Below are 22841 nucleotides of genomic sequence, written 5' to 3'. Positions count from 1 at the left end.
AACTGAGCCTGCTTCCGGCCACAGCCCTGTCCGCCACCGCACCCCGGCCACCGGAGACGCATACCGCCAACCGCGCCGCCCGGCCGCGGCAGGAACACTGGATGGCAATCGACCTGCCGCACCTTGCGCTGGATGCGCTGGCCCGGACGGAGCCGGACCCCGGGCGGCTGCAGCGCCCCCTGCTGGTGGTGGAATCCGACCCTGCCCCCCGGGTGCACGCCGCCAACCGCGCCGCCCGCCAGGCGGGTGCCCGCCCCGGCATGGCGCTGGGGGATGCCCTGGCGGTGCTGGATACCCCGAAACTGGTCGAGCATGCCCCGGACACCCTGCAGGCCCAACTGGAGATGCTGGCCGGCGTACTGCTGCGGTTCTCCGATCACGTGCACCCGGAGCCGGAGGCACAGCGCATCCTGGTGGAGGTCGGGCGCAGCCGCCGCCTGTTCGGCGGCCTCGAGACCCTGCGCGACCAGGCGCGGGACACCCTGACCGAACTGGGCTTCCATCCCCGTATCGGACTGGCCCGCAGCCCCGCCGCCGCGCGCCTGCTGGCCCGCCTGCGCAACCCCGCGATCGCGGAAGACCCCGAGGCCCTGCGCCGCATCCTGTCCCCGGTTCCGCTGGAGGCCCTGCCGCTGGCCGCCGCGACCCGCGAGGGCCTGCGCGCCGTGGGCCTGCGCCAGTTGGGCGATCTGCTGCGCCTGTCGCGCCCCGAACTGGCCCGACGCCACGGACCGGAGTTGCTGGACCTGCTGGACCGACTGCTGGCGCGGCGCGCGGAGACCCTGCCCCGCTTTGCGCCACCCCCGGTGCTGGATCTGTCCCTGCGCCTGGAGCACGAGATCCACGCCACGGCGACCCTGGCCTTCCCGCTCAAGCGGCTGCTGCGCCAGGCCGAGGCGCAGTTGCGCGGCCTGAACCGCAGCCTGCAGGGGATGACACTGGAACTGGCCCACCGCGAGGCGTGTACCCGCATCTCACTGGAGCGCGGGCAGCCGGGCATTCGCACCGACGAGTGGCTGCCCCTGTGGCAGACCCGACTGGATCGCGAGACCCTGCCGGCGGCGGTGATCGGCCTGCGCCTGCAGGCACCCCGCTTGCTGGACCCACCGGCCCGGGGCGACAGTCTGCTCGCCGCAGACCCGGCGAGCAGACCACCGGCCGATCAGCTACCCGCCGTGCTGGCTCGCCTGCGCGCCCGGCTGGGCGAGCAGGCCGTCGCCCGTCTGATCAACCGCCGCACACCGAGACCGGAGGATGCCCAGCGGCCGCGACACGATCTCGCCACCACTCCGGCCCCCACCGCTCCAACCCCGGGCCAACGGGCCTGCGGAACTGCCCTCTGGCTACAGGGCCCCGAGCCCGCCGCGCCCCCCGACCAGCCCCAATGGCTGGGACGACTGGAAGACGGCTGGTGGGATCACGGCCAGGACGCGCGCCGCGACTACGCTTGCAGCCGCGACCGTCAGGGTCGCCGGCTCTGGCTGTACCGCTGCCTGCGCAGCGGCCAGTGGTATCGCCAGGGTTACTGGGGCTGAGGGGGGACGCCGCGTCAGCGATGGTATTCGCCCGCGCGCTCCGGCTGGTACTCGACCTCCTCGATGCGCACGTGCATCTGCCCCCCGCCCGGGCGCGGCCACTCGATCTCGTCGCCCTCGGACAGGCCCAGCAGCGCACTGCCCACCGGCGCCAGGATCGACAGCGTGCCGCCACTCTCGTCCACATCACGCGGGTACACCAGTGTCATCGAGAACTCGTCGCCGGACTCGATCACCCGGAACCGGACCTTCGAGTTCATCGTCACCACCGAACCCGGAACCTCGTGCGAATCCACGACATCCGCGCGATCCAGTTCGGACTCGAGATCGGCCTTGCCGGGGAAACTGCCATCCGGAAGGGACTCCAGCAGCTTGTCCAGGCGCTCCATGTCCGTGGTGGAGACAATGATCTTCGGCTTGTTCACTTTCTTACTCCAGAATGCAGAACGCGCCTCCGGGGAGACGCGCCAGGCAAATAATATTCAGGGAATTTCCGGAAACCGGGAAACTTACTCGGGAGACTAGCCAAGACCCGGCAAAAAAGCCATAGCGCCCATCACAGTGCTCGTAAGCGGGAGCCGCACCTAGCCTTTGCCTTGCGCCCTCACCGAGGCCAGGTCTCCCGCCACGCCGCGTAGCCCCCGCGCAGCACATGCGCATTGATACCCATCGTGCGCAGGCTGTCGGCCACGAGCTGGGACCGGCCGCGACCGCCACAGAACACCACGACGGGCTGGTCCGCATCCGCCATATGAGACTCGATACCGGCCTCTAGCTTGGGCCGCGGGATGTTGATCGCGCCCTCGATCGTCCCCGCGGCCGCCTCCTCGGGCTGGCGCACATCCACCAGCAGAAACGGTTTCTCTTCCTCGAGCCAGCGCGCCACCTCCCCTGGTTCCAGATGCGGCAGGCTTTGTTCCAGCTCGCGAATACGCTTCTCGAAAAGACTCACAGGAGGACTCCGTTGGCTGCGTGAACCGCAAGTTTAGCGCGCGCCCGGGTCACAACGACGGACGTACCAGCAGCGGGACCACCCGAAGGGTGAACAGGACCAGCCCGACCAGCGCCGCCACCGCACCCACCGCCGTCAACATCGCAACGCCCAGGATCCAGCCGAGCCCCATGCCCAGCACGGCCAGATGCACCAGGACCTGCGGCGTCCAGGCCCACAGCCAGCCACTGGCGATCGGGTGGCCGGTAAAGCGCGGCAGCATGTGCTCGCCAAGCCCCATGATCAGCAACAGAAGAAAACCCAGGGTAAAGCCATGCAGCGCGGCCGGACGCGCCGCACCCTCGAGGAAGAACCCGCCCAGTGGCAACGCGGCACCCGCGATCAGCAGCCAGATCATCGCGCCCAGCACCGAGGCCCGGCTGGAGGCCGACAACCCCAGCCCGACATGGCGCGCGGCCTTCTGTGTGCGTTCCGGGGCCTCCGCCACCAGTGCGGTCGCGGCGGTGCGATCCAGCAGCCCGATGTGCTTGAGCTCGCCATCCACCACCACGGCCGGGATCGACCGGATGCGCAGCCGGGTCGCCAGTTCGCGCCCTTCGGGCTGGCCCATGTCGACCACCGCGAAGTCGATCTGTTTGTTTTCCGCAACCTCGCGCCAGATGCGCTCGGCATCGTGGCAGGAGGCGCACCACTCGGACACCAGCAGTTCCACTTTCATGATCCCGCCCTTAGTCCGCGCAGCGCATGCAGTGGATGTCGTAGCGATCGACCCATTGTTTCAGACCGGCAATCGCCTCGGCCCCGGTATGTAGCCGCTCCAGCGCCGCTTCCGGATCGTCCGGGCGCATCACCACGACCCAGGCATCGGTATAGGGGGCCACGTTCACCAGCCCCGGATCGGCCTCCACGGCCGGATTGATGCGCTCAATGGTGCCGTCGAACGGCGTAGGGATGCCCCCCGCCCACTTGCCGGACTCCAGCCGCGCCACCGGCTTGCCCGCGGCGCGGTGCGAACCCGGCTTGCGAAAGCGGAAGTACTGCACCCGCCCCGCCATGGTCTGGGCGGGATCGGTAATCCCGAGGGTAAAGGTGCCGTCGTCCTCCGGACGGACCCAGACATAATCCAGGTCATAGAACAGGTCGTCCGGCAACTCGCAGCCGTTGTATTCCGTATGACTCATTACGCCCCCTTCGGACCGTAGTGACGCACGGTGAGTGCAATGTTCAGTGCGAACAGGATCATCGCCCCCCAGGCCATCGCCCCGCCGACCGCGACGGTCGGGTTATGAAAGACCAGCCAGCCCGCGATCATCACCAGGAGCCCGAGATTGGCCAGCAGGAACTGCACATGGCCCAGGCGCTCGGAGAACAGCGAACGTCCGGAAAAGCGCGGCAACACATGCAGACCCACGCCATAGATCATCATGGTCACGAACCCCAGCAGCATCAGGTGGCCATGGATGCGCGGCACATTGCCGGGGATCAGGCCGGGATGGGCCAGCCAGAGGATGCCGAGCAGCCCGCCCAGCAGGGCATAGGCGAGGGCCGCGAGGATGAACATCCGGTTCCGAGGGTGCATCAAAAGCTCCAGGCCAGGTTTCGCACAGCATACTTTAAGCTATATTCAATTTACATTGATCGAGATCAAGACGGGGCGCGAGCGCTTCGGCGAAAGTCGCCTGCTTGTTGACCACTCTGCGAAGGTCCGATACCCCATGCACGCGCAACTCCACGAAAGTGTTCCCGGATTCCAGCAGCCCATCGAGTTGCTGCGGGCGTGCCATCGCCGAATCCTCAACTCTCTGGACATCCTCGAGCGCCTGCCCGCCCATTTGGCCGACAAAGGCGCCGACGAAGAGGCCCGAGGCGCCGCGCAACGGGTCCTGAACTACTTTCACGAGGCAGCGCCCAACCACCACGCGGACGAGGACCAGGACCTGTTCCCCGTGCTGCGCCAGCACTGTGGCCACCCCGAGAGTCATCCGCAATTGTGCGAATGGCTGGACCGCCTGACCGCCGAACATGACGAGATCGAGGCCGGCTGGGATCGACTGGAGCCGGCCCTGCAACGCATCGCCGCGGGCCAGCCGGCGGACCTCGACGGGGCCGACGCCTGGATACGCCAATACCGCATCCACCTCGATCTGGAAGAGCGCGCCGTACTCCCCTTTGCCGAGCACCTGCTAGGCCCGGAAGACCGCCGCGCCATCGGTGCCGCCATGGCCGCACGCCGGGGTATCGCGAGCGCAGACCGTGGCTGATTTCGTACTCGACCTCCGCGGCCTGGCCGAGCATGCCCACACCCGCGCGTACTACACCCTGCGCGAACTGCGCAGCGGTCAGGTCTTCGAGGTCTGGCTGGATCAGGAACCGAAGATGCTGATGGACGCGGTCAGCCTGCAGCTGCGTCAGGCCATCCACTGGCGGGTGCTCGAAGACGGCCCGCCCTTGTGGAAGCTCGCGGTACAACGCCGCGAGGACGTCGCCCCGGTGGACCTGGTCGACCTGCTGGAACGCGATCACCTGCGCATCGACCGCCTGTTCGCCAGCGCCCTGCACAAGGTCAACGCCGGCGACCTCGAAGGCGCAGCGCCGGATTTCCACGCCTATGTTGACGGCCTGCGTCGCCACGTGGAGGTGGAAAACGACCTGATCGTCCCCCTGCTGGACCTGCCCCGCAGCCCGAACGGCCAGGATCCCACCTCGATCATGCTGCGCGAGCACGACGAGATCCTGGAACAGACCGCGATGCTGGAACACGAATTCAGCGAAGGCGTGGACGAGGCCTGGGCCGTGGCCCCGTTCTTCGCCCTGATCTCCGGCGCGCTGGCCAAGCACGAAGGCCGCGAGGAACAGAACCTGTTCCCGCACTGGAGCCGCGCCCTGCGCGAACAGCCCGATGCCGCCGCCGAGTTGCTTGAACGCGCCCAGACCCTGCTAACGGCACCCGACCCGGCACCCCACAGCAACTGAGCGCCCCGCATGGGTGCGCGGCCGCCGCAGCCCGGCACTCGAGAGTCAATCCACGGCTTCCCGGGCGCGACGCGGCGCCGACAGGCGCGCCAGCGCCCAAAGCCCCAGCAACGGGCCGGGCAGCAACAGCCACAGGACCCAAACCCCGCCATCCGCCCATAACCAGCCGGTCAGCCAGATGCCCGGCAGGGTCAGCGCAAAACCGATTGCATTCATCACGCTCAACGCGGAACCCACGGCATCCTCCGGCGCGCTGTCCGCGGCCAGCGCGGAGAATTGGGGCGAGTCCGCGATCACCGTGAGCCCCCACAGCGCCAGGAGGCCGAACAGCAACCAGGGCGACTGCCCCGCAAGCAGCGGGTACAGCAGACAGGCCAGGCCCGAGGTTGCCAGTGCCACCCGCGCCACACGCAGGCTTCCCAGGCCCCGACTCAGGCGCCCACCCCAGACACAGCCCGCCAGCCCCAGCGCGATCACGCCAAAGGCCAGCCACGGAATCAGGGCCGCATCGGCCTCCATTCGTGCAAGCTCACGGGCTACCAGCAGAGGCACCAGCGTCCAGAACGCATACAGTTCCCAGCAGTGCCCGAAGTAGCCCCCGGCCACGGCGCGAAAATCCCGCCGTGCCAGGGCATGGAAGCCCTTCCCGAGCCCCGGCGTGCGCCCCGGTGGCGGCAGATGCGGGCCATCGCCCAGACGCAGGATCATCAGCGCGGCCAGCAGGGCCAGCTCCCAGACGCCGGCGAGCAGGATGAAGATGGCGTTGAGTCCGGCCCCGAAAAGCGCCGAAATGGCGAACACACGACTGGCGCGAAAGCGATCCGCCAGCCCCGTGGCGGCGACCGCCAGGGTCCCGGTGATGAAACCGAGCTGGGTGGCCATCGTGAGCCAGCCGATCTCGGCGGGCGACCACCCCAGTGCCTGCTGCAGCGACAGCCCGACCCCGTTGACCGAAAACCACAGCGACGTCCCGAATAGCTGCGCCACCACGATCACCGCCAGCGGATGGCGGCGAATCAGGTCAGCCATCGAGGGATGCCACTCCGGCCGACCCCGGCCGGGTCAACGACTGGCGCCGCGTATCCAGCGCTTCAGCAACGCGACCAGGGCACCCCCGGAGACCAGGCCCAGCAGGTAGATCCCGACAATCAGCAGCGCCAGTGGCAGGGTTACGTACAGGGTGAGGAAGTTGAGCGTTACGAGACGCAGGTTCTGGATCGCAAAGATCGCAACCACCGCGACGAACACGATAATCAACAGGGTGTACAGGTAACGCATAGGACCTCCCTGGTCAGTCGGACATGCCTCTCAGGTTCCGGCGCCCCGCCGCGGGCGTCAACCGGCCGGGCGGTGGGTTTCAGGCCTCGGCGTGGGTGCAGTGCCGCCGCACCGGACAGGCATCACAGCGCGGCCGCGGCCGGCAGCGCTCCTTGCCATGTTCCACGATCAGCGCATGCAGGTCGTTCAGCGCCGCCACATCCGGCCCCAGTGCCACCTCGACGTGCGCGCGCAGCGCATCGTACGGAGCCCGTGCCTGCGGCAGGTCCAGACGCTCGAACAACCGGCGGGTATAGGCATCCACCACGAACACCGGGCGCTCGAAGGCGTACAGCACGATATCGTCGGCGGTCTCCGGCCCGACACCCTTGACCCCCAGCAGCGCCGCGCGCAGCGCGTCGGTGTCCAGCGCCGCCAGACCCTCGATCCCGCCGGACGCCTCCAGGAAGGCCAGCAGGTGGCGCAGGCGATCCGCCTTCACGTTGAAATAGCCACTGGGACGAATGTGTTCGGCCAACTCTTCCCGGCTCAGGGCCATCAAGCCCTCCGGCGACAGCGCGTCGATACCGCGCAAGTTGGCCAGCGCCTTCTCGACGTTGGTCCAGCTGGTGTTCTGCGTCAGCACCGCGCCGACCATCACCTCGAACGCAGTCTCCGCCGGCCACCACTGCAGGTCGCCGTACTCCGCGCGCAGGGCATCCAGGAGCTCGGGGATCCGCACAGGAGCTACCGCTGACGGCTACCGCCCGGTTTGCCACCGCCGCCCGAGCGGCCGCCGGGTCGACCTCCCGCAGGTTTCGCGCCCCGGGAGCCGCCGCGCCCCGCGGGGGACGAAGACTTGCCCGGCTTCTTCGGCGGCGACGAACTCCAGCCGTCCTCGCGCGCCGCCCGGCTGGTGCGGGCCTTGCCCGCCGGCGCCGCCTTGCCGGGGCGTTGATCCCGCGGTTTGCCGCGCGGATCGCGTCGCGGGCCGCCGCGACCGCGCGTGCGCACGGAGTCCGGCACGGGCAGGTCCGCCGCCTCGTACAACCCGGCCACCTCGCGGGTCTCCAGATCCCGCACCGCACCGGTCTTCAGCCCGTGCCCGAGGACCACCGGCCCGTAGCGCACCCGGATCAGGCGGCTGACCGTGACCCCGACCGCATCCCACAGGCGGCGCACCAGCCGGTTGCGGCCTTCGCTGACCACCACATGAAACCAGTGATTGGCGCCTTCCCCACCCTGCTCCTCCAGACTGTCGAAACGGGCCGCGCCATCCTCCAGCTCCACGCCTTCGCGCAGCATGTCCTGGGTCGCCGGCGGCACCTCGCCCAGCACGCGCACCGCGTACTCGCGTTCCAGGGCCATGCTCGGGTGCATCAGCCGGTTGGCCAGTTCGCCATCGGTGGTGAACAGCAACAGGCCCGAGGTATTCAGGTCCAGCCGTCCCACGGCCACCCAGCGCTGCCCCTTCAACCGCGGCAGGCTGGCAAACACCGGCCGCCGCCCCTCGGGGTCCGAGCGGCTGCAGATCTCGCCCACCGGCTTGTGATACACGATCCACCGATGCGGATGCTCCGGGCGCCGCACGATGCGCCCGCGCACGCGGATCACGTCGTGCTCGTCGACCTGGTCGCCCAGCTTCACGGTGCGGTTGTTCACCTGCACCTCGCCGCGCTCGATCCAGCCCTCGATCTCGCGCCGCGAACCCAGCCCGCGCGCCGCCAGGACCTTCTGTACCCGCTCCGACATTCCCGGAACTCCAGCAACTCATTAAGATGGACGCCACGATACACCAACAGGACGTTGCCATGACCGATTCCGCGCCGGAAACCACGCCCGTCAAGACACCGCTGAACATCGCCGTGCTCACCGTCTCCGACAGCCGCGAACTCGCGGAGGACCGTTCTGGCGACGCCCTGGTGGAACGCCTTGAAAGCGCCGGTCACCGGCTGGCCGAGCGCAAGATCGTGAAGGACGACATCTATGCCATCCGCGCCGAACTCTCGCGCTGGATCGCCGATCCCGCTATCGACGCGGTGCTGACCACCGGCGGCACCGGCATTACCGGCCGCGACGGCACCCCCGAGGCCGCATCGGTCCTGCTGGACAAGACCATCGAGGGCTTCGGCGAGCTGTTCCGCATGCTCTCCTTCGACGAGATCGGCACCTCCAGCCTGCAGTCACGGGCCCTGTCCGGCGTTGCCAACGGCACCTACCTCTTCGTCCTGCCCGGCTCCACCGGCGCCTGCCGCACCGCCTGGGACCGCATCATCCAGGCCCAGCTCGACGACCGCACCATGCCCTGCAACCTCACCATGCTGATGCCGCGCCTGAAGGAAGTTTGACGAGACACGATCAATCCGGGGCCGGCCCGGACTCGTCGGGCGCGAAGCATACCGGCGAGGCGCGCTCGCCCGTTGGTTCCTCCTCGGCGCGTTCGGCGTCGAGGAGAGCGCCAAGGGCCGCCGCATGGCTGTGCTCGACGTCCCGGGTTGCCGTCAGCAGCGTCAAGCGGCCGCGACGGGAAAACCCCAGCAAGCGGCCCCAAGCCTCGGGAGCCGCTCCCAGTTCCGCCCGGTACCGGCGACAGAACTCGCGCCAGCGCTCCACATCGTGGCCGAACCAGCGTCGCAGGTCGGTGGACGGAGCGAGTGACTTTTCCCAGGCGTCCAGCAGGAGCGCCGACTTTTTCACCCCGCGCGGCCACAGGCGGTCGACCAGCACACGCGTCCCATCCCCGGGATCGACCGGGTCGTAGACGCGCCGGATCCGCACCCGTTCCATACGGCGATTACCGGTCCACGTGGGTCTGCAACCAGTACTCCAGCAGGGCCGCGTGCCAGAGCTTGGAGCCCTGAATGCGGGTGAAGTACTGGTCGGGCGCATCCAGCAGCTTGTCGATGTAGGCCGGCTGATAGAGGCCCCGCTCGCGCGAGGCGCGCGAGGTGAGGATGTCGCGCATGAACTCGAGGAAGTCACCGCGCACGTACTTCAGCGCCGGCACCGGGAAGTAGCCCTTGGGCCGGTCCAGCACCGCGTCCGGTAGCCGGCCACGAGCGATGCGGCGCAGCACGTCCTTGCCGCCATCGCCCAGCTTCAGGTGCGGCGGCATCGCGGCGGCGGTCTCGACCAGCTCGTGGTCCAGAAACGGCACCCGCGCCTCCAGGCCGAAGGCCATGGTCATGTTGTCCACGCGCTTGACCGGGTCATCCACGATCAGCGTGGTCACGTCGAGCGCCAGCACGGCGTCGATGAAGGAATCCGCGCGGTCGGTCTCCAGTTCGGCGAACTGCTCGCGCAACCAGTCACCAGTGACGTCGTTCGCCGGCGGGTGGCGCAGCATCTCGGCCATCTCCGGATGATCGCGGTCGAAGTAGTGGCGCCGGAAGCGCTGCACCCAGTCGCCATGGCGATCCTCCGCCATCTGCGGATACCAGAAGTAGCCACCGAACACCTCGTCGGCGCCCTGCCCCGACTGCACGACCTTCACATGCTGCGAGACCTGCTCGGACAGCAGATAGAAAGCGACCGCATCCTGGCCGAACATCGGCTCGGCCATGGCACCCACGGCCTCCGGCAACCGGGCCAGCACCTGGTCGTTGGGGATCAGCGTGGCCTGGTGGTCGGTCGCATAGCGCTCCGCGACCGGGTCGGAATACTCGAACTCGGAGCCCTTCTCCTCCGGCTGGTCTTCGAAGCCGACGGTAAAGGTGCGCAGATCCTGCGCACCCTCCTCCATCGCCAGCGCGACCAGCAGAGAGGAATCCAGCCCACCGGAGAGCAGCACGCCGACGGGCACATCGGCCACCTCCAGCCGCTTGCGCACCGCCTGGCGCAGCGAATGCTCGATGCGTTCCTGCCACTCGCCGTCCGATACCGGCTCGGCCGGGCGGTGTGCGTGCAGCGTCCAGTAGCGCTGCAACCGCTCCTGGCCCCGCGCGTCGATGCTCAGATAGTGCCCCGGCTCCAGCTTGCGGATGCCGCGCAGCACGGTGCGCGGCGCGGGCACCACCGCGTGCAGCGAGAACAGCATGTGCAGGGCCTCCGCATCCAGCTCGGTGTCCACGTCGCCGGCCGCCAGCAGCGCCTGGGTGTTGGAGGCGAAGCGGATGCCCTCACCGACGCGGGCCAGGTACAGCGGCTTGATGCCCATGCGGTCGCGCGCCAGCAACAGACGCTGGGCGTTGCCATCGAACAGTGCGAACGCGAACATCCCATGCAGTCGGGCGACGATGCCCTCGCCCCACTCGGCGTAGCCGCGCAGGATGACCTCGGTGTCGCCGGTGGAGAAGAAGCGGTGGCCGCGTCCTTCCAGTTCGCTGCGCAGCGCACGGAAGTTGTAGATCGCGCCGTTGAACACCAGCGCAAGCCCGGTCTCCGGATCGAACATCGGCTGGTGCGCGCGCTGCGACAGGTCCAGGATCGACAGCCGCCGGTGGCCGAGGGCGACCCGACCAGAAGCCCACAGGCCGTCGGCATCCGGCCCGCGCCGTTCCAGACAGGGCAGCATGCGCGCGACCGCCTCGCCGCTCGCGCGCCGTTCACCCCAGACGAATTCTCCTGCGATCCCGCACATGATTGGTTCCTTGCTGGTTGGGACTTCTTGGGTTGTGCTTCGTGGCCATCGTCCGACGCGGGCGGGGCTTCGCGGGCAAACCCGCTCCCCCAAGCGGCGATCAGGACGATCGCTCGGTTCGAAACGCCTGCTCCAGTGCGTCCATCAGGGACTGGCTGGCCGCGCCGGCTCGGTCGCGATCGGCATGCGTAATGTAGAACGGCACCGCGTGCCGCGCCCCGGCCTCCAGATTCAGTTCGACCAGGCCTCCCGCGGCAAGATCCTCGGCGATCCGGTCCTCCGGCATCCAGGCGAAGCCGATCCCGGAGCGCAGGATCTCGCAGGCCGTACCCATGTGCGACACCGTCCAGCGCTGGTCCGCCTCCACCCAGCCGCCCTCACCGGAGGCCTGGGCACCCGAGTCCCGCACCACGACCTGGCGGTGCGGCTGCAGATCGCGCCGGGTCAGCGGCGCTTCATCCTGCGCCAGGGGATGCGAAGGGTGCGCCACGCACACCATCGACAACTCGCCCAGGCAGGTCCCGAGGTAGCCGGATGGCAGTTCCGGACCCAGCAGGATGTCCACCGCCGCTTCGCGCAGCAGATCCGGCCCACCGCTCAGCACTACCTCGTGCAGCTGGATGCGAGTGGCCGGGTAGGCCCGCGAGAAGACCTCCAGGGCCCCGATCACTGGCGCCCGCGGCAGGAGCTGATCCACTGCCAACCGGATTTCGGATTCCACCCCGGCGGCCAGCGCACCGGCCAGGGTCTCGATCTCCGCCGCCTCTTCCAGCAGGTGGCCGGCCCGGCGCAACAGCGCCGCCCCGGCCGCGGTGAGCACCGCCTTGCGGCCCTTGATCTCGAAGACGTCGACGCCCAGCTGTTCTTCCAGCTTCTGCACCGCGTGGTTGATGCTCGACGGACTCTTGTGCACCCGTTCCGCAGCACGCGCAAAGCCCCCGGCGTCCACCACCGCCTGCAGCATGCGCCACTGTTCGAGAGTGACGCGGATCAATCTACCCGCTCGCGCTGGTGCCCCGGGTTTCCCGAGACCTGGCGCGGCGCGCCACCAAGCGTGATGCTACCGGCCGGTTTTGGTCTGTCTCGGGTCGCAACACAGGGTCGGGAAACCTGGGGCATCAACCCCACAAACCCTTGAATGACGCGCCGCGGCCGCGTTTGCCTTCTAACGTTGGGCCCGCTGACGGCGTGGCGCCTCCCTTGTGCAGAGCAAGGGCATGGCAGTCGCTCTGCCGGGTCCGCGAGCGCAATCGACTCGAGCACGAACGGGACCATTGATGCGCGCACCCCTAGTGTTCCTCGGGGCAGCCGCAGCCCGGATTGTGGGTCCGTGCATGCCACTCCTCGCGCATGCGGGCATAGGCCGCGCCGGTCAGCAGGACCAGGTGTACGGTGGAGGGGTAGATCCGCCCGTCCAGGCGCAGGGTCTCGGTGAGCTCGGGGTCGCGGCCTTCCGGGATGTAGAAGAAGTCCACGCCCTCGCGCAGCTGATGCTTGCGCGCCTTGAACATACGGAAGGCCGTGCCCTTGGGCACGCCGTTCCATGCATCGACCTGGCGCAGACTCAGGGTCGCATACCCGGCATGGATGATCGGCTCCGGCGTCGGCCCGGCCGCGGAACCTTCCTGGCCGTGAAACCGTCCCGCGCTACGAGGGTCTTCAACTGTATCGGTATCCATGCTGGCATTATGCCTGCGCGGACATCCCGGCTCATCAAGGACACCCAATGGAATTTCTTCAGGAATACGGACTTTTCGTCGCCAAGGCCGCCACGGCCGTCATCGCCGGGCTCATTGTGTTGAGTGCGATCGCCGGCCTGGTCGGCCGGTCGCGCGAGGGCAAGCCGGACCGGTTGCACGTCAAACGCCTGAACGATCGTTTCGAGCGGATGGAGAAGACCGTGCGCCGGGCAGTGGAGCGCCGCCGCGGGCGGGTGGAACGCCTGCGCCACTGGGCCGCACGCAAGCTGCCGCGCAAGGGGATTGGGGACTCGACCACCACAACCGAAACCGAACAGACCGACAAGCTCGGTGGCACCCGTTCCGACCGCGAGGCAGATGCCGAACGCCCGCGCGTGTACGTCCTGCGCTTCGACGGTGATATCCGCGCCTCCAGCGTCGAGAGCCTGCGCGAGGAGGTCACGGCCATCCTCACCATGGCGCGACCGGAACAGGACCGCGCCATCGTCTGCCTGGAGAGCCCCGGCGGGCTGGTGCCCTCCTACGGGCTCGCGGCCGCCCAACTGGCACGCCTGCGCGAAGCCGGGCTGGACCTGACCGTGGCGGTGGACCGCGTCGCCGCCAGCGGCGGCTACATGATGGCGGCGGTCGGTCACCGCATTGTCGCCGCGCCATTCGCGGTGCTCGGCTCGATTGGCGTGGTCGCCCAGATCCCCAACTTTCACCGCTGGTTGTCGCGCAACGATATCGACATCGAACTGCTCACCGCGGGCGAGTACAAGCGCACCCTGACCATGCTGGGCGAGAACACCGACGAGGGGCGCAAGAAATTCCGCGAACAACTCGAAGAGGCCCACGAGCTGTTCAAGACCTTCCTCGCCCGCTACCGCCCGCAACTGGACCTGGAGCAGGTCGCCACCGGGGAACACTGGTACGGCGAACAGGCCCGCGAGATGGGCCTGGCCGACGAACTGCGCACCAGCGACGATCTGTTACTGGAGCTGACCCGCGAGGCGGACGTATTCGAGCTGATCTACCATCGTCCGCAAACCCTGGGCCGGCGCATCACCTTTGCGATGGAATCCATCCTCGAGCGCGTTTTGCGCAGCCAGGGGCCGGAAACCCGGATGTAAAGTCCACTTGCCGGGGAACGCTTTGGCGGGCGAGAACGTCAATCCCACACGCACTACTGCAACAATCGGAGTCCCCCATGAAACGAAACAACCGCCCACTGACCCGTCTTCTGCTGATCCTGCTGGCCGCCGCCAGCCTCCTGGCCACGCCGCTTGTGGCCGGCGCGGACGACAACCTGCCCTGGGGCTCGGCCGAAAAGATGGACCGGCAGTACGAGCCCCGCAAGGTGGTCTACGACGTGTATACCAGCAGCCCCAGCGAACTGGAGGGCGTACTGGACCGCGTGAGTATGCTGAACAACGTCTACGAGGCGGACCCGTTCGAATCGCACATCGTCCTGGTCCTGCACGGTGCCGAGGTCCCGTATTTCACTCGCGACGAGTTTGGCGAGCACGAGGAACTGATGCGCCGCGCCCGCTCGCTCACCCAGGCCGGCAATATCGAGTTCCGCATGTGCGAGGCCTCGGCGCGCCTGCGCGGCATCGACGTGGAAGACGTGCATGGCTTCGTGAACGTCGTACCGATGGCCGATGCCGAGATCATCGAACTACAGCACGAAGGCTATCTGCTGATGCAGTAATCCTCGAGCGGTGTTCGGCCACCCAGGGCCGAACACCGCACACGGGCGTCGTCCCACGACCCGATCACGCTTCCGCCGACCGGTCGCTGAAAATTCTGCATGGGTCGCCTACCTTTTCCGGACGTGATGACGAAACCACCCGGTCGATCGTCGCCACTGGCTCGACGCACCCATTACTGCACGAGGACGTTGTCATGAAGAAGACGCTACTGACCGCTCTGTTGCCCCTGGCCCTGATCGCGACCCCGGCGCTGGCCGCCGACGTACCCGGGATGATCGCCAAGGCCAGCCCGCATTCCGCCTCCGAGACCCTGGATCGGCTGGAGAATGCCCTGGAAGCCAACGATATCGGCGTCGCCCTGCGCTGGGACCACGCCGCCAAGGCGGACGGCGTGGATATCGAACTCGGCCCGACCGAACTCCTGATGTTCGGCAACCCGGCGCTCGGCAGCCACTTGTTCACCAGCCAGCAGACTGCCGGCATCGACCTGCCGATGAAGGCGCTGGCGTGGACCGACGCAGACGGCCAGACCTGGCTCGCCTACAACGATCCGGAATGGATGGCCGAACGCCACGGCATCGACGACCGCGATGACATCCTCGATACCATGAGCAACGCGCTGGACAACCTGACCAACGCGGCAATCGCCGAGGACTGAGCATCTGCTCGATCCCCGCCGCACGGGCGCAGCCCCGCTGAGGTTCACTCGCGCCGGGCGGGCGATTGGTTATAGTGAGGCTTCCATCCTTTCCGGGAGCCGACGTGGATCGCCCGTCCCCTTCCAGCCAGACCTCACCCGACATCCGCGACCGGCCCATCCTCGGCTGGCGCGAATGGGTCGGCCTGCCCGACCTCGGCATCCCCGCGATCAAGTGCAAGGTCGATACCGGTGCCCGCAGTTCCGCGCTGCATACCTTCCAGATCGAACCCTTCACGCGTGATGACCACGATTGGGTGCGCTTCGGCATCCACCCCCACCAGCACGATACCGAGACCGAAATGTGGTGCGAGGCGCCGGTGCTGGATGTCCGCAAGGTGACGGATTCCGGCGGGCACACCGGGGAGCGCTACTTCATCGCCACCCGGGTGCAACTCGGTGCCGTAGTACTGCCAGTTGAACTCTCCCTGACCAGCCGCGATACCATGCTCTTTCGCATGCTGCTCGGCCGCGAGGCCATGCGCGGTCGCTTTCTTGTCGATCCCCAGGCCTCGTTTGTCGCCAGCCACCGACCGCAAATCCCTACAGCCCAGCAGGCGCCTGAATGAAACTCGGCATCCTTTCGCGCAACAGCAAACTCTATTCCACCCGACGCCTGGTCGAGGCGGCCGAACAGCGCGGCCACGAGGTCCGTGTGGTGGATCCGTTGCGCTGCTACATGAACATCACCGCGCACAGCCCGCAGATCCACTACAAGGGCGACATCCTCGACCAGTTCAACGCGGTCATCCCGCGGATCGGGGCATCGATCACCTTCTATGGCACCGCGATCCTGCGCCAGTTCGAGATGATGAACGTCTACCCGCTGAACGAGTCGGTGGCCATCTCGCGTTCGCGCGACAAACTGCGCAGCCTGCAGCTGCTCTCGCGCCGCGGCATCGGCCTGCCGGTGACCGGGTTTGCCCACTCGCCGGATGACATCGATGACCTGCTGGCGACCGTGGGCGGCGCGCCCTGCGTGATCAAGCTGCTGGAAGGTACGCAGGGGCTGGGCGTGGTACTCGCCGAGACCAAGCAGGCGGCCGAGAGCGTGATCCAGGCCTTCATGGGCCTGAAGCAGCACATCCTGGTGCAGGAATACATCCAGGAGGCCAAGGGCTCGGATATCCGCTGCTTTGTGATCGGCGACAAGGTCGTCGCAGCAATGAAGCGCCAGGCCAAGGACGGCGAGTTCCGCTCCAACCTCCACCGTGGCGGCAGTGCCTCCCTGTGCCGGATTACTCCGGAAGAGCGCGCCACCGCGGTACGCGCGGCCAAGGTCATGGGCCTGAACGTCTGTGGCGTGGATCTGCTGCGTTCCAATCACGGTGCGGTGGTGATGGAGGTGAACTCCTCGCCCGGCCTGGAGGGCATCGAGAATGCCTCGGGCAAGGATGTGGCGGGCATGATCATCGAGTTCATCGAGAAGAACGCCAAGCCCAACCGGACGAAGACCAAAGGGAGCGGCTAGTGTCCTTGAGTCGCAGGGCTACACTTCACTCGCAGCGGGTGGACCGGACGCAAGAGCGACCCGCGCGGGCGTATGCACATTGTTCGGTGGCTCCCTGATGCCCGGCATACCCCAGTCACTGCGCAACAAGCCGATCACCATTGGTGGCACCACCGTCCGCCCCGGCGAGCGGCGCACGGTGGAGCTGGAACTGGGAGCGCTGTACACCCACACCCCAACCAACATGCCGGTACAGGTGCTGTGCGGTCGGCGCAAAGGGCCCGTGCTGTTTGTCAGCGCCGCCATCCACGGCGACGAGATCAACGGCGTCGAGATCATCCGCCGCCTGCTGAAAGTCCCCGCCCTGCGGCGCATGAAGGGAACCCTGATTGCCATCCCTGTGGTCAACATGCACGGCTTCATCAACCAGAGCCGCTACCTGCCCGACCGGCGTGACCTGAACCGCTGTTTCCCCGGCTCGCAGAAGGGCTCACTGGGGGCTCGCGTTGCGCGCCTGTTCATGCGCGAAATCGTGCAGAACAGTACCCATGGCATCGACCTGCACACCGGCGCCATCCACCGCTCCAACCTGCCGCAGATCCGCGCCAACCTCGATCACGCCGAGACCCTCGATCTGGCGCGCGCCTTCGGGGCCCCGGTGATTCTCAACTCGGCCCTGCGCGACGGCTCCCTGCGCGAGGCCGCCGCGGAACGGGAAGTCCCCATCCTGCTGTACGAGGCCGGCGAGGCCCTGCGCTTCGACGAGCTCTCCATCCGCGGCGGGGTGCACGGCATCATCGAGGTAATGCGCCATCTGGGCATGCTGCCGGCCGTACGCCGGCGCCCGCGCAAGGAACCCATCATGGCGCGCACCAGCGGCTGGGTCCGCGCGCCCCAAAGCGGCATCCTGCGCACCTTCGTGCGCCACGGGGACCGCGTGGTCCGCGACCAGACCCGCCTGGCGATCATCTCCGATCCGTTTGGCGAAACCGAGACCGAGATCCTCGCCCCGGCCTCCGGCATCATCATTGGTCAGCTCAACCTGCCCCTGATCAACGAGGGCGATGCGCTGTTCCACATCGCCCAGTTCAACCGTACGGACCTCGCCGTGGAACGCCTGGAGACCTTTCAGGAAAACCTGGAGGCCAGCGACTACCCCTACGCCGATCAGCAGCGGCTCGAGACGCCCTGAAGGAAACAGACGCCGAGGGACACGCCGGGCACGGCCCTTGCGCCGGCCATCCGGCTCAGTGGCCGATGTCCTCGTGCCACAGCTCGGGGTGCGTCTCGATAAACGCGCGCATCAGTTCGCGGCAGCCCGGGTCCTGGACCACGTCCACCTGGATGCCGTGACCGCGCAACCACGCCTCCTCCCCCAGGAACGACTCGTTCTCCCCGATCACCACTCGCGGAATACCGTAGAGGACGATCGCGCCGCTACACATCGCGCAGGGCGAGAGCGTGGTGTAGAGCGTGCATTCGCGATACACCTGCGCCGGCTGCCGGCCGGCGTTCTCCAGCGCATCCATCTCCGCATGCAGGATCGCGCTGCCCTGCTGCACCCGCCGGTTGTGCCCGCGCCCAATCACCTCGCCCCGGTGCACCAGCACCGACCCGATCGGGATCCCCGCCTCGCCCAGCCCCGTACGCGCTTCGTCGAGCGCCATCTCCAGAAACGGATCCATCGTCGTCACCCAGTTGTCGCAACGAATTCAGGCTGACGGTAGCTGATGTGGCATTGCAAGATCGAATCCGCCCCACGCGTGAGTCGCTGATGGAGCGGACGTCAGATGTGGGCGCTGAACTGGCCCCGCCGCGGCAGGCCGAGCAGATGGAGGAAATCCGTTTCGCGCAGCCGGACGAGCGACTCGTGATCGCCAGCCTCGAAATACACGTTGCGCTGTTCCAGCATACTGTCATCAAGCAGGGTTTCCAGCCCGTAAGCGGCACCCAGAGCGGGGATTGCGCCGCGTTCGCAATCCGCAAAGACGCTGGCCACCTCGTCCTCGGTAGCCAGGCCCACGTGCTCGCCCAACAACCGGTGCAACTGCCCCAGTTTTACGCGGCGCGTGGCCGGCACGACGGCCAATCGGTACTGTCCATCCTCCTCGACCAGCAACACCGCCTTGGCCACTGCGTCGCCCGGCACATGGGCCGCCTCGGCCGTGCGGCTGGCCGAATTCGAATGCGGATGGGGCACCAGCTGGTAGGCCACCGCATGTTCGGCCAGAAAGTTGTTCAGGGTCCCGGGGATACTCATGGCGCACGCTCCGCAGTGTCTTCCTTCGACTATAGACCCCGCCGGGATCGCCTACGTCTGCACGGATCCAGCAGGTCGGTACAATCAGGCATATGACGGCCTTTTCCGTACTCGACCTGGCCCCGATCACCGCTGACGGGGACGCCACCCACGCCTTGCACAACACCCTCGATCTTGCGCAACACGCCGAGGCCCTCGGCTTCCAGCGCTACTGGTTGGCGGAACACCACAACATGCCCGGCATCGCCAGCGCAGCCACGGCGGTGGTGATCGGCCAGGTGGCAGCCGCCACACAGCGCATTCGGGTGGGTGCCGGGGGCATCATGCTGCCCAACCACGCCCCGCTAGTCGTCGCCGAACAGTTCGGCACCCTGAACGCGCTGTACCCGGGCCGCATCGACCTCGGGCTGGGGCGCGCACCCGGCACCGACCCGACCACCGCGCGCGCCCTGCGCCGGGCCCCGGATATCGACCCCGACCAGTTCCCGCGTGACGTCGCCGAGGTGCTGGGCTATTTCGACGACCCCCAGCCGGACCAGGTGATCCGCGCCATCCCCGGCGCCGGCCAGCACGTGCCCGTGTGGATCCTCGGTTCCAGCCTGTTCGGTGCCCAGCTGGCCGCGCAGATGGGCCTGCCGTATGCGTTTGCCTCGCACTTCGCCCCCGGGCATTTGATGAACGCACTGGAGCTGTACCGCAGCCAGTTCCGGCCGTCCGCATGGCTGGATCGCCCCTACGCCATGCTCGGCTACAACGTGTATGCCGCCGACACCGACGCCGCGGCGCGAACCCTGGCCAGCTCCATGGAACAGGCCTTTGTCAGCCTGCGGAGGGGTCGCCCCGAACCGATCCAGCCGCCGATCGAGGGCTACCGCGAACGCCTCGACCGCGCCGAACGCGCGATCGTCGAACAGACGATGGCCTGTTCCGCGATTGGCGCGCCGGACACGGTGGAGACCGAGATCCGCCAGTTTCTCGACCAGACTGGCGCCGACGAATTGATCGTGACCACCTCCACCTTTGACCATGCGGCGCGCCGGCGCTCACTGGAACTAACGGCGGAGGTGCGCGACCGAATCACCATGTGAAAACCGGACCACCTGTTCACCCGACCGAAATGGGGCCCTATGCTTGAGGCAACGGCCGGAGTGGCCGAGCCCATTCAGAATCAGGGGGACACATGCGCGTCAAGGTCCACGGCATCACCATCGAATGCATCACCGGCAATATCGCCGCCCAGCGCGACATGGACGCGGTCGTCAATGCCGCCAACGCCTGGCTGCGGCCCGGCGGCGGCGTGGCCGGGGCCATCCACCACGCCGCGGGGCCCGGTCTGGAGCGTGAATGCCAGCCCCTGGCCCCGATTGAACCCGGCCAGGCCGTACTGACCGGTGCCCACAACCTGCCCAATCGCTTCGTAATCCACTGCCTGGGACCGGTCTACGGGCACGACGAACCGGCCAGCCGGTTGCTGGCTGCCTGTTATCGCAACGCCCTCACCCGCGCCGAAGAAGCCGGGGCCTACAGCATCGCATTTCCCGCGCTGTCCACCGGGGCCTTCGGCTATCCCGTCGAGGAAGCCGCCCGCATCGCCCTGGAAACCGTGATCGCCGCCACGCCCCGGCTGGATGCCGTCGGCCATGTCCGCTTCGTGCTGCATACCGAGGGCGATCTGGAGATCCATACCCGCATCCTTGGCGAACTGACGGCATGATCACCGCCGTTCCCACGGCTTCACACCTCCACGAGCTCCACGCATGAACCCGCCGCGCAAGATGCCCGTGCAGTTGATCCCGGTCGAGGAGGTGGTCCACCGCGCCGACGACCTGGCACGCCAGATACGGGCCAGCGACTTTCGGCCGGACACGATCGTGGCCATCACCCGCGGCGGGTTCATGCCCGCGCGATTCTTGTGCGACTTCCTCCGGGTGCACAAGCTGCTCAGCCTCAAGGTCGAGCACTACACCTCGGGCGCGCGCGAAAAGCAGCGAGCGGCCGTTACGATCCCGCTGGCCGGGGATGTGCGCGGCGAACGGGTCCTGCTGGTCGACGACGTCAACGACTCCGGCGACACCCTGGTGGCCGCCCGCCCCCATCTGGAGGGCTTCCAACCGGCCGCCGTGCGCACCGCCGTGCTGCATGAAAAGGCCAGCACCCAGTGCCCCGCCGATTTCCACAGTCAGGCCGTGCAGGAGTGGCGCTGGATCCTCTACCCCTGGGCCGTCATCGAAGATGTCGGCCAGTTCGCGCGCGAAATGGACCCGCCCCCGACCACCGCCACCGAGCTGCGCACGCGTCTGCAGCAGGACTACGGCCTCGAGCTCGACGCGACCCAGTTGGACCGCGTAATCCGCTATAACGACCTGCCCTTTTCCGCGTAGGACGACGCGGACCGGGATCCGCCCGGGTTGGCAATCGGGTTCGGGGAACGGATGATATGGACCCGGCCCGGTCACCCCGGGTCACGAAACCCGATCCGACCCAACGGGCCCTTCCACCCGGCCCACCAACCTGGCATCGAGACTGCCCATGTCGTATCTCAAGGATTTCCCCAACCCGGAAGGCTACTTCGGCGAATTCGGCGGCGCCTTCCTGCCGCCGGAACTGGAACCGCATTTCGCCGAGATCAACCACGCCTATCGGACCCTGGCGCGCTCCGGCGATTTCCTGAACGAACTGCGCTACATCCGCAAGCACTATCAGGGGCGCCCGACGCCGGTGTACTACGCCCATAACCTGAGCCGTTCGGTGGGCGCGCATATCTATCTCAAGCGCGAAGACCTGAACCACTCCGGCGCGCACAAGCTGAACCACTGCATGGGCGAGGCGTTGCTGGCCAAGCACATGGGCAAACGCAAGCTGATCGCCGAGACCGGGGCCGGCCAGCACGGCGTGGCGCTGGCCACTGCGGCGGCCTACTTCGGCATGGAATGCGAGATCCACATGGGCGAGATCGACATCGCCAAGGAAGCACCCAACGTGACCCGCATGAAGCTGATGGGGGCCCAGGTGGTACCGGTCTCCTTCGGTGGCCGCTCGCTGAAGGAGGCCGTGGATTCCGCCTTCCAGTCCTACCTGTCGCAGGCGGACGAGGCCCTGTTCGCAATCGGGTCCGTGGTCGGGCCGCACCCGTTCCCGCTGATGGTGCGCAACTTCCAGTCGGTGGTGGGCATCGAGGCGCGCGAACAGTACCTGGAGATGAGTGGTGGCGAGCTGCCGGATCACGTGGTCGCCTGCGTCGGCGGCGGGTCCAACGCCATGGGCATGTTCGCCGGCTTCATCGAGGACGCCCAGGTGCAACTCAACGGCGTGGAGCCGCTGGGGCGCGGCACCCAGCTCGGCGAGCACTCCGCCACCATGACCTACGGCAAGCCGGGCATGATCCACGGCTTCAAGTGCATGCTGCTGGCCGACGAGGAAGGCAATCCGGCCCCGGTCCACTCCATCGCCTCCGGCCTGGACTATCCCGGCGTCGGCCCGGAGCACTCCTACCTCAAGACCACCGAGCGCGTCGCCTACCACGCCATCAACGACGACGCGGCCCTGGATGCCTTCTACCAGCTCTCGCGCACCGAGGGGATCATCCCGGCCCTGGAAAGCGCCCATGCAGTGGCCTGGGCCATGAAGCACGGCCGCGAGAACCCGGGCACGACGATCCTGGCCAACCTCTCCGGTCGTGGCGACAAGGACATCGACTACGTCGCCCGCGAGTTCGGACACGGATAGCCCGCCGCGCCAATACGG

General features: G+C 67.6%; 29 protein-coding genes. 14 read left to right on the top strand and 15 right to left on the bottom strand.

Annotated features, from left to right (window positions below):
• Nucleotides 1–101: 101 nt before the first annotated feature.
• Nucleotides 102–1535: a DNA polymerase Y family protein gene (locus G333_RS0106635; RefSeq protein WP_019628019.1), complete on the top strand. Its 1434-nt coding sequence runs from the start codon at nt 102–104 to the stop codon at nt 1533–1535.
• Between the two features lie 14 nt (nt 1536–1549).
• On the opposite strand, the gene rnk is transcribed toward G333_RS0106635, so the two are convergent.
• The 5 genes from rnk to G333_RS0106610 all read right to left on the bottom strand — a co-directional run bounded on the left by rnk (nt 1550) and on the right by G333_RS0106610 (nt 4066).
• Nucleotides 1550–1960: a nucleoside diphosphate kinase regulator gene (gene rnk / locus G333_RS0106630; protein ID WP_018144175.1), complete on the bottom strand. Its 411-nt coding sequence runs from the start codon at nt 1958–1960 to the stop codon at nt 1550–1552.
• 179 nt (nt 1961–2139) lie between these two features.
• Nucleotides 2140–2487 (bottom strand): rhodanese-like domain-containing protein, encoded by a 348-nt coding sequence (locus tag G333_RS0106625; RefSeq protein WP_018170048.1) that lies wholly within the window; start codon nt 2485–2487, stop codon nt 2140–2142.
• Nucleotides 2488–2536: 49 nt separating this feature from the next.
• Nucleotides 2537–3205 (bottom strand): thioredoxin family protein, encoded by a 669-nt coding sequence (locus tag G333_RS0106620; protein WP_018175769.1) that lies wholly within the window; start codon nt 3203–3205, stop codon nt 2537–2539.
• Between the two features lie 10 nt (nt 3206–3215).
• Complete coding sequence (locus G333_RS0106615) at nt 3216–3668, bottom strand: glycine cleavage system protein H (protein WP_018144178.1); 453 nt, start codon at nt 3666–3668, stop codon at nt 3216–3218.
• The gene (locus tag G333_RS0106610; protein WP_026182008.1) at nt 3668–4066 is read right to left on the bottom strand and encodes a hypothetical protein; all 399 of its coding nucleotides are present in this window, start codon (nt 4064–4066) and stop codon (nt 3668–3670) included. The genes G333_RS0106615 and G333_RS0106610 overlap by 1 nt, the downstream gene beginning before the upstream one ends.
• Before the next feature lie 55 nt (nt 4067–4121).
• On the opposite strand from G333_RS0106610, the gene G333_RS0106605 reads away from it, so the two are divergent.
• Together G333_RS0106605 and G333_RS0106600 are read left to right on the top strand one after the other, a co-directional pair.
• Nucleotides 4122–4748 carry a hemerythrin domain-containing protein gene (locus G333_RS0106605; protein WP_018938076.1) on the top strand — a complete coding sequence of 209 codons (627 nt, stop codon included), beginning with the start codon at nt 4122–4124 and terminating at the stop codon, nt 4746–4748.
• Nucleotides 4741–5460, top strand: a complete 720-nt coding sequence (locus tag G333_RS0106600; protein ID WP_018144181.1) for a hemerythrin domain-containing protein — start codon at nt 4741–4743, stop codon at nt 5458–5460. Before G333_RS0106605 ends, G333_RS0106600 begins: the two co-directional genes overlap by 8 nt.
• Before the next feature lie 45 nt (nt 5461–5505).
• Here G333_RS0106600 and G333_RS0106595 read toward each other — a convergent pair whose 3' ends face one another.
• The 4 genes from G333_RS0106595 to rluB form a co-directional block, all read right to left on the bottom strand.
• On the bottom strand, nt 5506–6489 hold the full coding sequence (locus G333_RS0106595; RefSeq protein WP_019628018.1) for an MFS transporter: 984 nt from the start codon (nt 6487–6489) through the stop codon (nt 5506–5508).
• A gap of 33 nt (nt 6490–6522) precedes the next feature.
• Entirely contained in the window at nt 6523–6738 is a 216-nt protein-coding gene (locus tag G333_RS0106590; RefSeq protein ID WP_018144183.1) for a lipopolysaccharide assembly protein LapA domain-containing protein, read from the bottom strand.
• Between the two features lie 79 nt (nt 6739–6817).
• On the bottom strand, nt 6818–7459 hold the full coding sequence (locus G333_RS0106585; RefSeq protein ID WP_019628017.1) for an endonuclease III domain-containing protein: 642 nt from the start codon (nt 7457–7459) through the stop codon (nt 6818–6820).
• Between the two features lie 5 nt (nt 7460–7464).
• Nucleotides 7465–8469 (bottom strand): 23S rRNA pseudouridine(2605) synthase RluB, encoded by a 1005-nt coding sequence (rluB, locus tag G333_RS0106580; RefSeq protein ID WP_018144185.1) that lies wholly within the window; start codon nt 8467–8469, stop codon nt 7465–7467.
• A gap of 59 nt (nt 8470–8528) precedes the next feature.
• On the opposite strand from rluB, the gene moaB reads away from it, so the two are divergent.
• Complete coding sequence (gene moaB / locus G333_RS0106575; RefSeq protein WP_018170056.1) at nt 8529–9065, top strand: molybdenum cofactor biosynthesis protein B; 537 nt, start codon at nt 8529–8531, stop codon at nt 9063–9065.
• 10 nt (nt 9066–9075) lie between these two features.
• Here the strand turns inward: moaB and G333_RS0106570 are convergent, their stop codons facing one another.
• From G333_RS0106570 to G333_RS0106555, 4 genes are all read right to left on the bottom strand, one after another.
• Complete coding sequence (locus G333_RS0106570; protein ID WP_019571723.1) at nt 9076–9504, bottom strand: DUF488 domain-containing protein; 429 nt, start codon at nt 9502–9504, stop codon at nt 9076–9078.
• Nucleotides 9505–9511: 7 nt separating this feature from the next.
• Complete coding sequence (locus G333_RS0106565; RefSeq protein ID WP_019628016.1) at nt 9512–11296, bottom strand: N-acetylglutaminylglutamine amidotransferase; 1785 nt, start codon at nt 11294–11296, stop codon at nt 9512–9514.
• Nucleotides 11297–11396: 100 nt separating this feature from the next.
• Nucleotides 11397–12290 (bottom strand): LysR family transcriptional regulator, encoded by an 894-nt coding sequence (locus tag G333_RS0106560; protein WP_255346818.1) that lies wholly within the window; start codon nt 12288–12290, stop codon nt 11397–11399.
• Between the two features lie 295 nt (nt 12291–12585).
• Entirely contained in the window at nt 12586–12975 is a 390-nt protein-coding gene (locus G333_RS0106555) for a hypothetical protein (protein WP_018950824.1), read from the bottom strand.
• A gap of 47 nt (nt 12976–13022) precedes the next feature.
• Between G333_RS0106555 and sohB the strand changes: the two genes are divergently transcribed.
• The 6 genes from sohB (at nt 13023) to G333_RS0106525 (ending at nt 18029) form a co-directional block, all read left to right on the top strand.
• Nucleotides 13023–14108 (top strand): protease SohB, encoded by a 1086-nt coding sequence (sohB, locus tag G333_RS0106550; protein WP_019612164.1) that lies wholly within the window; start codon nt 13023–13025, stop codon nt 14106–14108.
• Nucleotides 14109–14185: 77 nt separating this feature from the next.
• Nucleotides 14186–14689 carry a DsrE family protein gene (locus G333_RS0106545; RefSeq protein ID WP_019628014.1) on the top strand — a complete coding sequence of 168 codons (504 nt, stop codon included), beginning with the start codon at nt 14186–14188 and terminating at the stop codon, nt 14687–14689.
• A gap of 194 nt (nt 14690–14883) precedes the next feature.
• Nucleotides 14884–15348 carry a DUF302 domain-containing protein gene (locus G333_RS0106540; RefSeq protein WP_018649946.1) on the top strand — a complete coding sequence of 155 codons (465 nt, stop codon included), beginning with the start codon at nt 14884–14886 and terminating at the stop codon, nt 15346–15348.
• Between the two features lie 104 nt (nt 15349–15452).
• Nucleotides 15453–15956 (top strand): ATP-dependent zinc protease, encoded by a 504-nt coding sequence (locus G333_RS0106535; RefSeq protein ID WP_018175756.1) that lies wholly within the window; start codon nt 15453–15455, stop codon nt 15954–15956.
• On the top strand, nt 15953–16858 hold the full coding sequence (rimK, locus tag G333_RS0106530) for a 30S ribosomal protein S6--L-glutamate ligase (RefSeq protein ID WP_018144195.1): 906 nt from the start codon (nt 15953–15955) through the stop codon (nt 16856–16858). Before G333_RS0106535 ends, rimK begins: the two co-directional genes overlap by 4 nt.
• A 97-nt stretch (nt 16859–16955) precedes the next feature.
• Nucleotides 16956–18029, top strand: coding sequence for a succinylglutamate desuccinylase/aspartoacylase family protein (locus G333_RS0106525; protein ID WP_038038162.1), 1074 nt, complete (start codon nt 16956–16958; stop codon nt 18027–18029).
• A gap of 55 nt (nt 18030–18084) precedes the next feature.
• Here G333_RS0106525 and G333_RS0106520 read toward each other — a convergent pair whose 3' ends face one another.
• Both G333_RS0106520 and G333_RS0106515 read right to left on the bottom strand, forming a co-directional pair.
• The gene (locus G333_RS0106520; protein WP_018950818.1) at nt 18085–18522 is read right to left on the bottom strand and encodes a nucleoside deaminase; all 438 of its coding nucleotides are present in this window, start codon (nt 18520–18522) and stop codon (nt 18085–18087) included.
• Nucleotides 18523–18623: 101 nt separating this feature from the next.
• Nucleotides 18624–19097: an aminoacyl-tRNA deacylase gene (locus G333_RS0106515; RefSeq protein ID WP_019628013.1), complete on the bottom strand. Its 474-nt coding sequence runs from the start codon at nt 19095–19097 to the stop codon at nt 18624–18626.
• A 92-nt stretch (nt 19098–19189) separates the two neighbouring features.
• Between G333_RS0106515 and G333_RS0106510 the strand changes: the two genes are divergently transcribed.
• The 4 genes from G333_RS0106510 (at nt 19190) to trpB (ending at nt 22823) form a co-directional block, all read left to right on the top strand.
• Nucleotides 19190–20185 carry an LLM class flavin-dependent oxidoreductase gene (locus G333_RS0106510; protein ID WP_019568634.1) on the top strand — a complete coding sequence of 332 codons (996 nt, stop codon included), beginning with the start codon at nt 19190–19192 and terminating at the stop codon, nt 20183–20185.
• 92 nt (nt 20186–20277) lie between these two features.
• The gene (locus G333_RS0106505) at nt 20278–20811 is read left to right on the top strand and encodes a macro domain-containing protein (protein WP_018950815.1); all 534 of its coding nucleotides are present in this window, start codon (nt 20278–20280) and stop codon (nt 20809–20811) included.
• 43 nt (nt 20812–20854) lie between these two features.
• Nucleotides 20855–21478, top strand: coding sequence for a phosphoribosyltransferase (locus G333_RS0106500; RefSeq protein ID WP_019628012.1), 624 nt, complete (start codon nt 20855–20857; stop codon nt 21476–21478).
• A gap of 148 nt (nt 21479–21626) precedes the next feature.
• Nucleotides 21627–22823, top strand: a complete 1197-nt coding sequence (trpB, locus tag G333_RS0106495; protein WP_018950813.1) for a tryptophan synthase subunit beta — start codon at nt 21627–21629, stop codon at nt 22821–22823.
• Nucleotides 22824–22841 lie beyond the last annotated feature (18 nt).

This window comes from Thioalkalivibrio sp. AKL10, from assembly GCF_000381845.1.
Classification (GTDB): domain Bacteria; phylum Pseudomonadota; class Gammaproteobacteria; order Ectothiorhodospirales; family Ectothiorhodospiraceae; genus Thioalkalivibrio; species Thioalkalivibrio versutus.
Note: the sequence above shows the minus strand (reverse complement) of the source record. Positions and strands in the feature narration are given on the sequence as shown.

What these genes read in the sequence shown, in the direction of transcription:
- G333_RS0106635 (WP_019628019.1), top strand. Translation starts at nt 102, where the DNA reads ATGGCAATCGACCTGCCGCACCTTGCGCTGGATGCGCTGGCCCGGACG.
- G333_RS0106620 (WP_018175769.1), bottom strand. Translation starts at nt 3,205, where the DNA reads ATGAAAGTGGAACTGCTGGTGTCCGAGTGGTGCGCCTCCTGCCACGAT.
- G333_RS0106615 (WP_018144178.1), bottom strand. Translation starts at nt 3,668, where the DNA reads ATGAGTCATACGGAATACAACGGCTGCGAGTTGCCGGACGACCTGTTC.
- G333_RS0106610 (WP_026182008.1), bottom strand. Translation starts at nt 4,066, where the DNA reads ATGCACCCTCGGAACCGGATGTTCATCCTCGCGGCCCTCGCCTATGCC.
- G333_RS0106595 (WP_019628018.1), bottom strand. Translation starts at nt 6,489, where the DNA reads ATGGCTGACCTGATTCGCCGCCATCCGCTGGCGGTGATCGTGGTGGCG.
- G333_RS0106590 (WP_018144183.1), bottom strand. Translation starts at nt 6,738, where the DNA reads ATGCGTTACCTGTACACCCTGTTGATTATCGTGTTCGTCGCGGTGGTT.
- rluB (WP_018144185.1), bottom strand. Translation starts at nt 8,469, where the DNA reads ATGTCGGAGCGGGTACAGAAGGTCCTGGCGGCGCGCGGGCTGGGTTCG.
- moaB (WP_018170056.1), top strand. Translation starts at nt 8,529, where the DNA reads ATGACCGATTCCGCGCCGGAAACCACGCCCGTCAAGACACCGCTGAAC.
- G333_RS0106570 (WP_019571723.1), bottom strand. Translation starts at nt 9,504, where the DNA reads ATGGAACGGGTGCGGATCCGGCGCGTCTACGACCCGGTCGATCCCGGG.
- G333_RS0106565 (WP_019628016.1), bottom strand. Translation starts at nt 11,296, where the DNA reads ATGTGCGGGATCGCAGGAGAATTCGTCTGGGGTGAACGGCGCGCGAGC.
- G333_RS0106555 (WP_018950824.1), bottom strand. Translation starts at nt 12,975, where the DNA reads ATGGATACCGATACAGTTGAAGACCCTCGTAGCGCGGGACGGTTTCAC.
- sohB (WP_019612164.1), top strand. Translation starts at nt 13,023, where the DNA reads ATGGAATTTCTTCAGGAATACGGACTTTTCGTCGCCAAGGCCGCCACG.
- G333_RS0106545 (WP_019628014.1), top strand. Translation starts at nt 14,186, where the DNA reads ATGAAACGAAACAACCGCCCACTGACCCGTCTTCTGCTGATCCTGCTG.
- G333_RS0106540 (WP_018649946.1), top strand. Translation starts at nt 14,884, where the DNA reads ATGAAGAAGACGCTACTGACCGCTCTGTTGCCCCTGGCCCTGATCGCG.
- rimK (WP_018144195.1), top strand. Translation starts at nt 15,953, where the DNA reads ATGAAACTCGGCATCCTTTCGCGCAACAGCAAACTCTATTCCACCCGA.
- G333_RS0106525 (WP_038038162.1), top strand. Translation starts at nt 16,956, where the DNA reads ATGCCCGGCATACCCCAGTCACTGCGCAACAAGCCGATCACCATTGGT.
- G333_RS0106520 (WP_018950818.1), bottom strand. Translation starts at nt 18,522, where the DNA reads ATGGATCCGTTTCTGGAGATGGCGCTCGACGAAGCGCGTACGGGGCTG.
- G333_RS0106515 (WP_019628013.1), bottom strand. Translation starts at nt 19,097, where the DNA reads ATGAGTATCCCCGGGACCCTGAACAACTTTCTGGCCGAACATGCGGTG.
- G333_RS0106510 (WP_019568634.1), top strand. Translation starts at nt 19,190, where the DNA reads ATGACGGCCTTTTCCGTACTCGACCTGGCCCCGATCACCGCTGACGGG.
- G333_RS0106505 (WP_018950815.1), top strand. Translation starts at nt 20,278, where the DNA reads ATGCGCGTCAAGGTCCACGGCATCACCATCGAATGCATCACCGGCAAT.
- G333_RS0106500 (WP_019628012.1), top strand. Translation starts at nt 20,855, where the DNA reads ATGAACCCGCCGCGCAAGATGCCCGTGCAGTTGATCCCGGTCGAGGAG.
- trpB (WP_018950813.1), top strand. Translation starts at nt 21,627, where the DNA reads ATGTCGTATCTCAAGGATTTCCCCAACCCGGAAGGCTACTTCGGCGAA.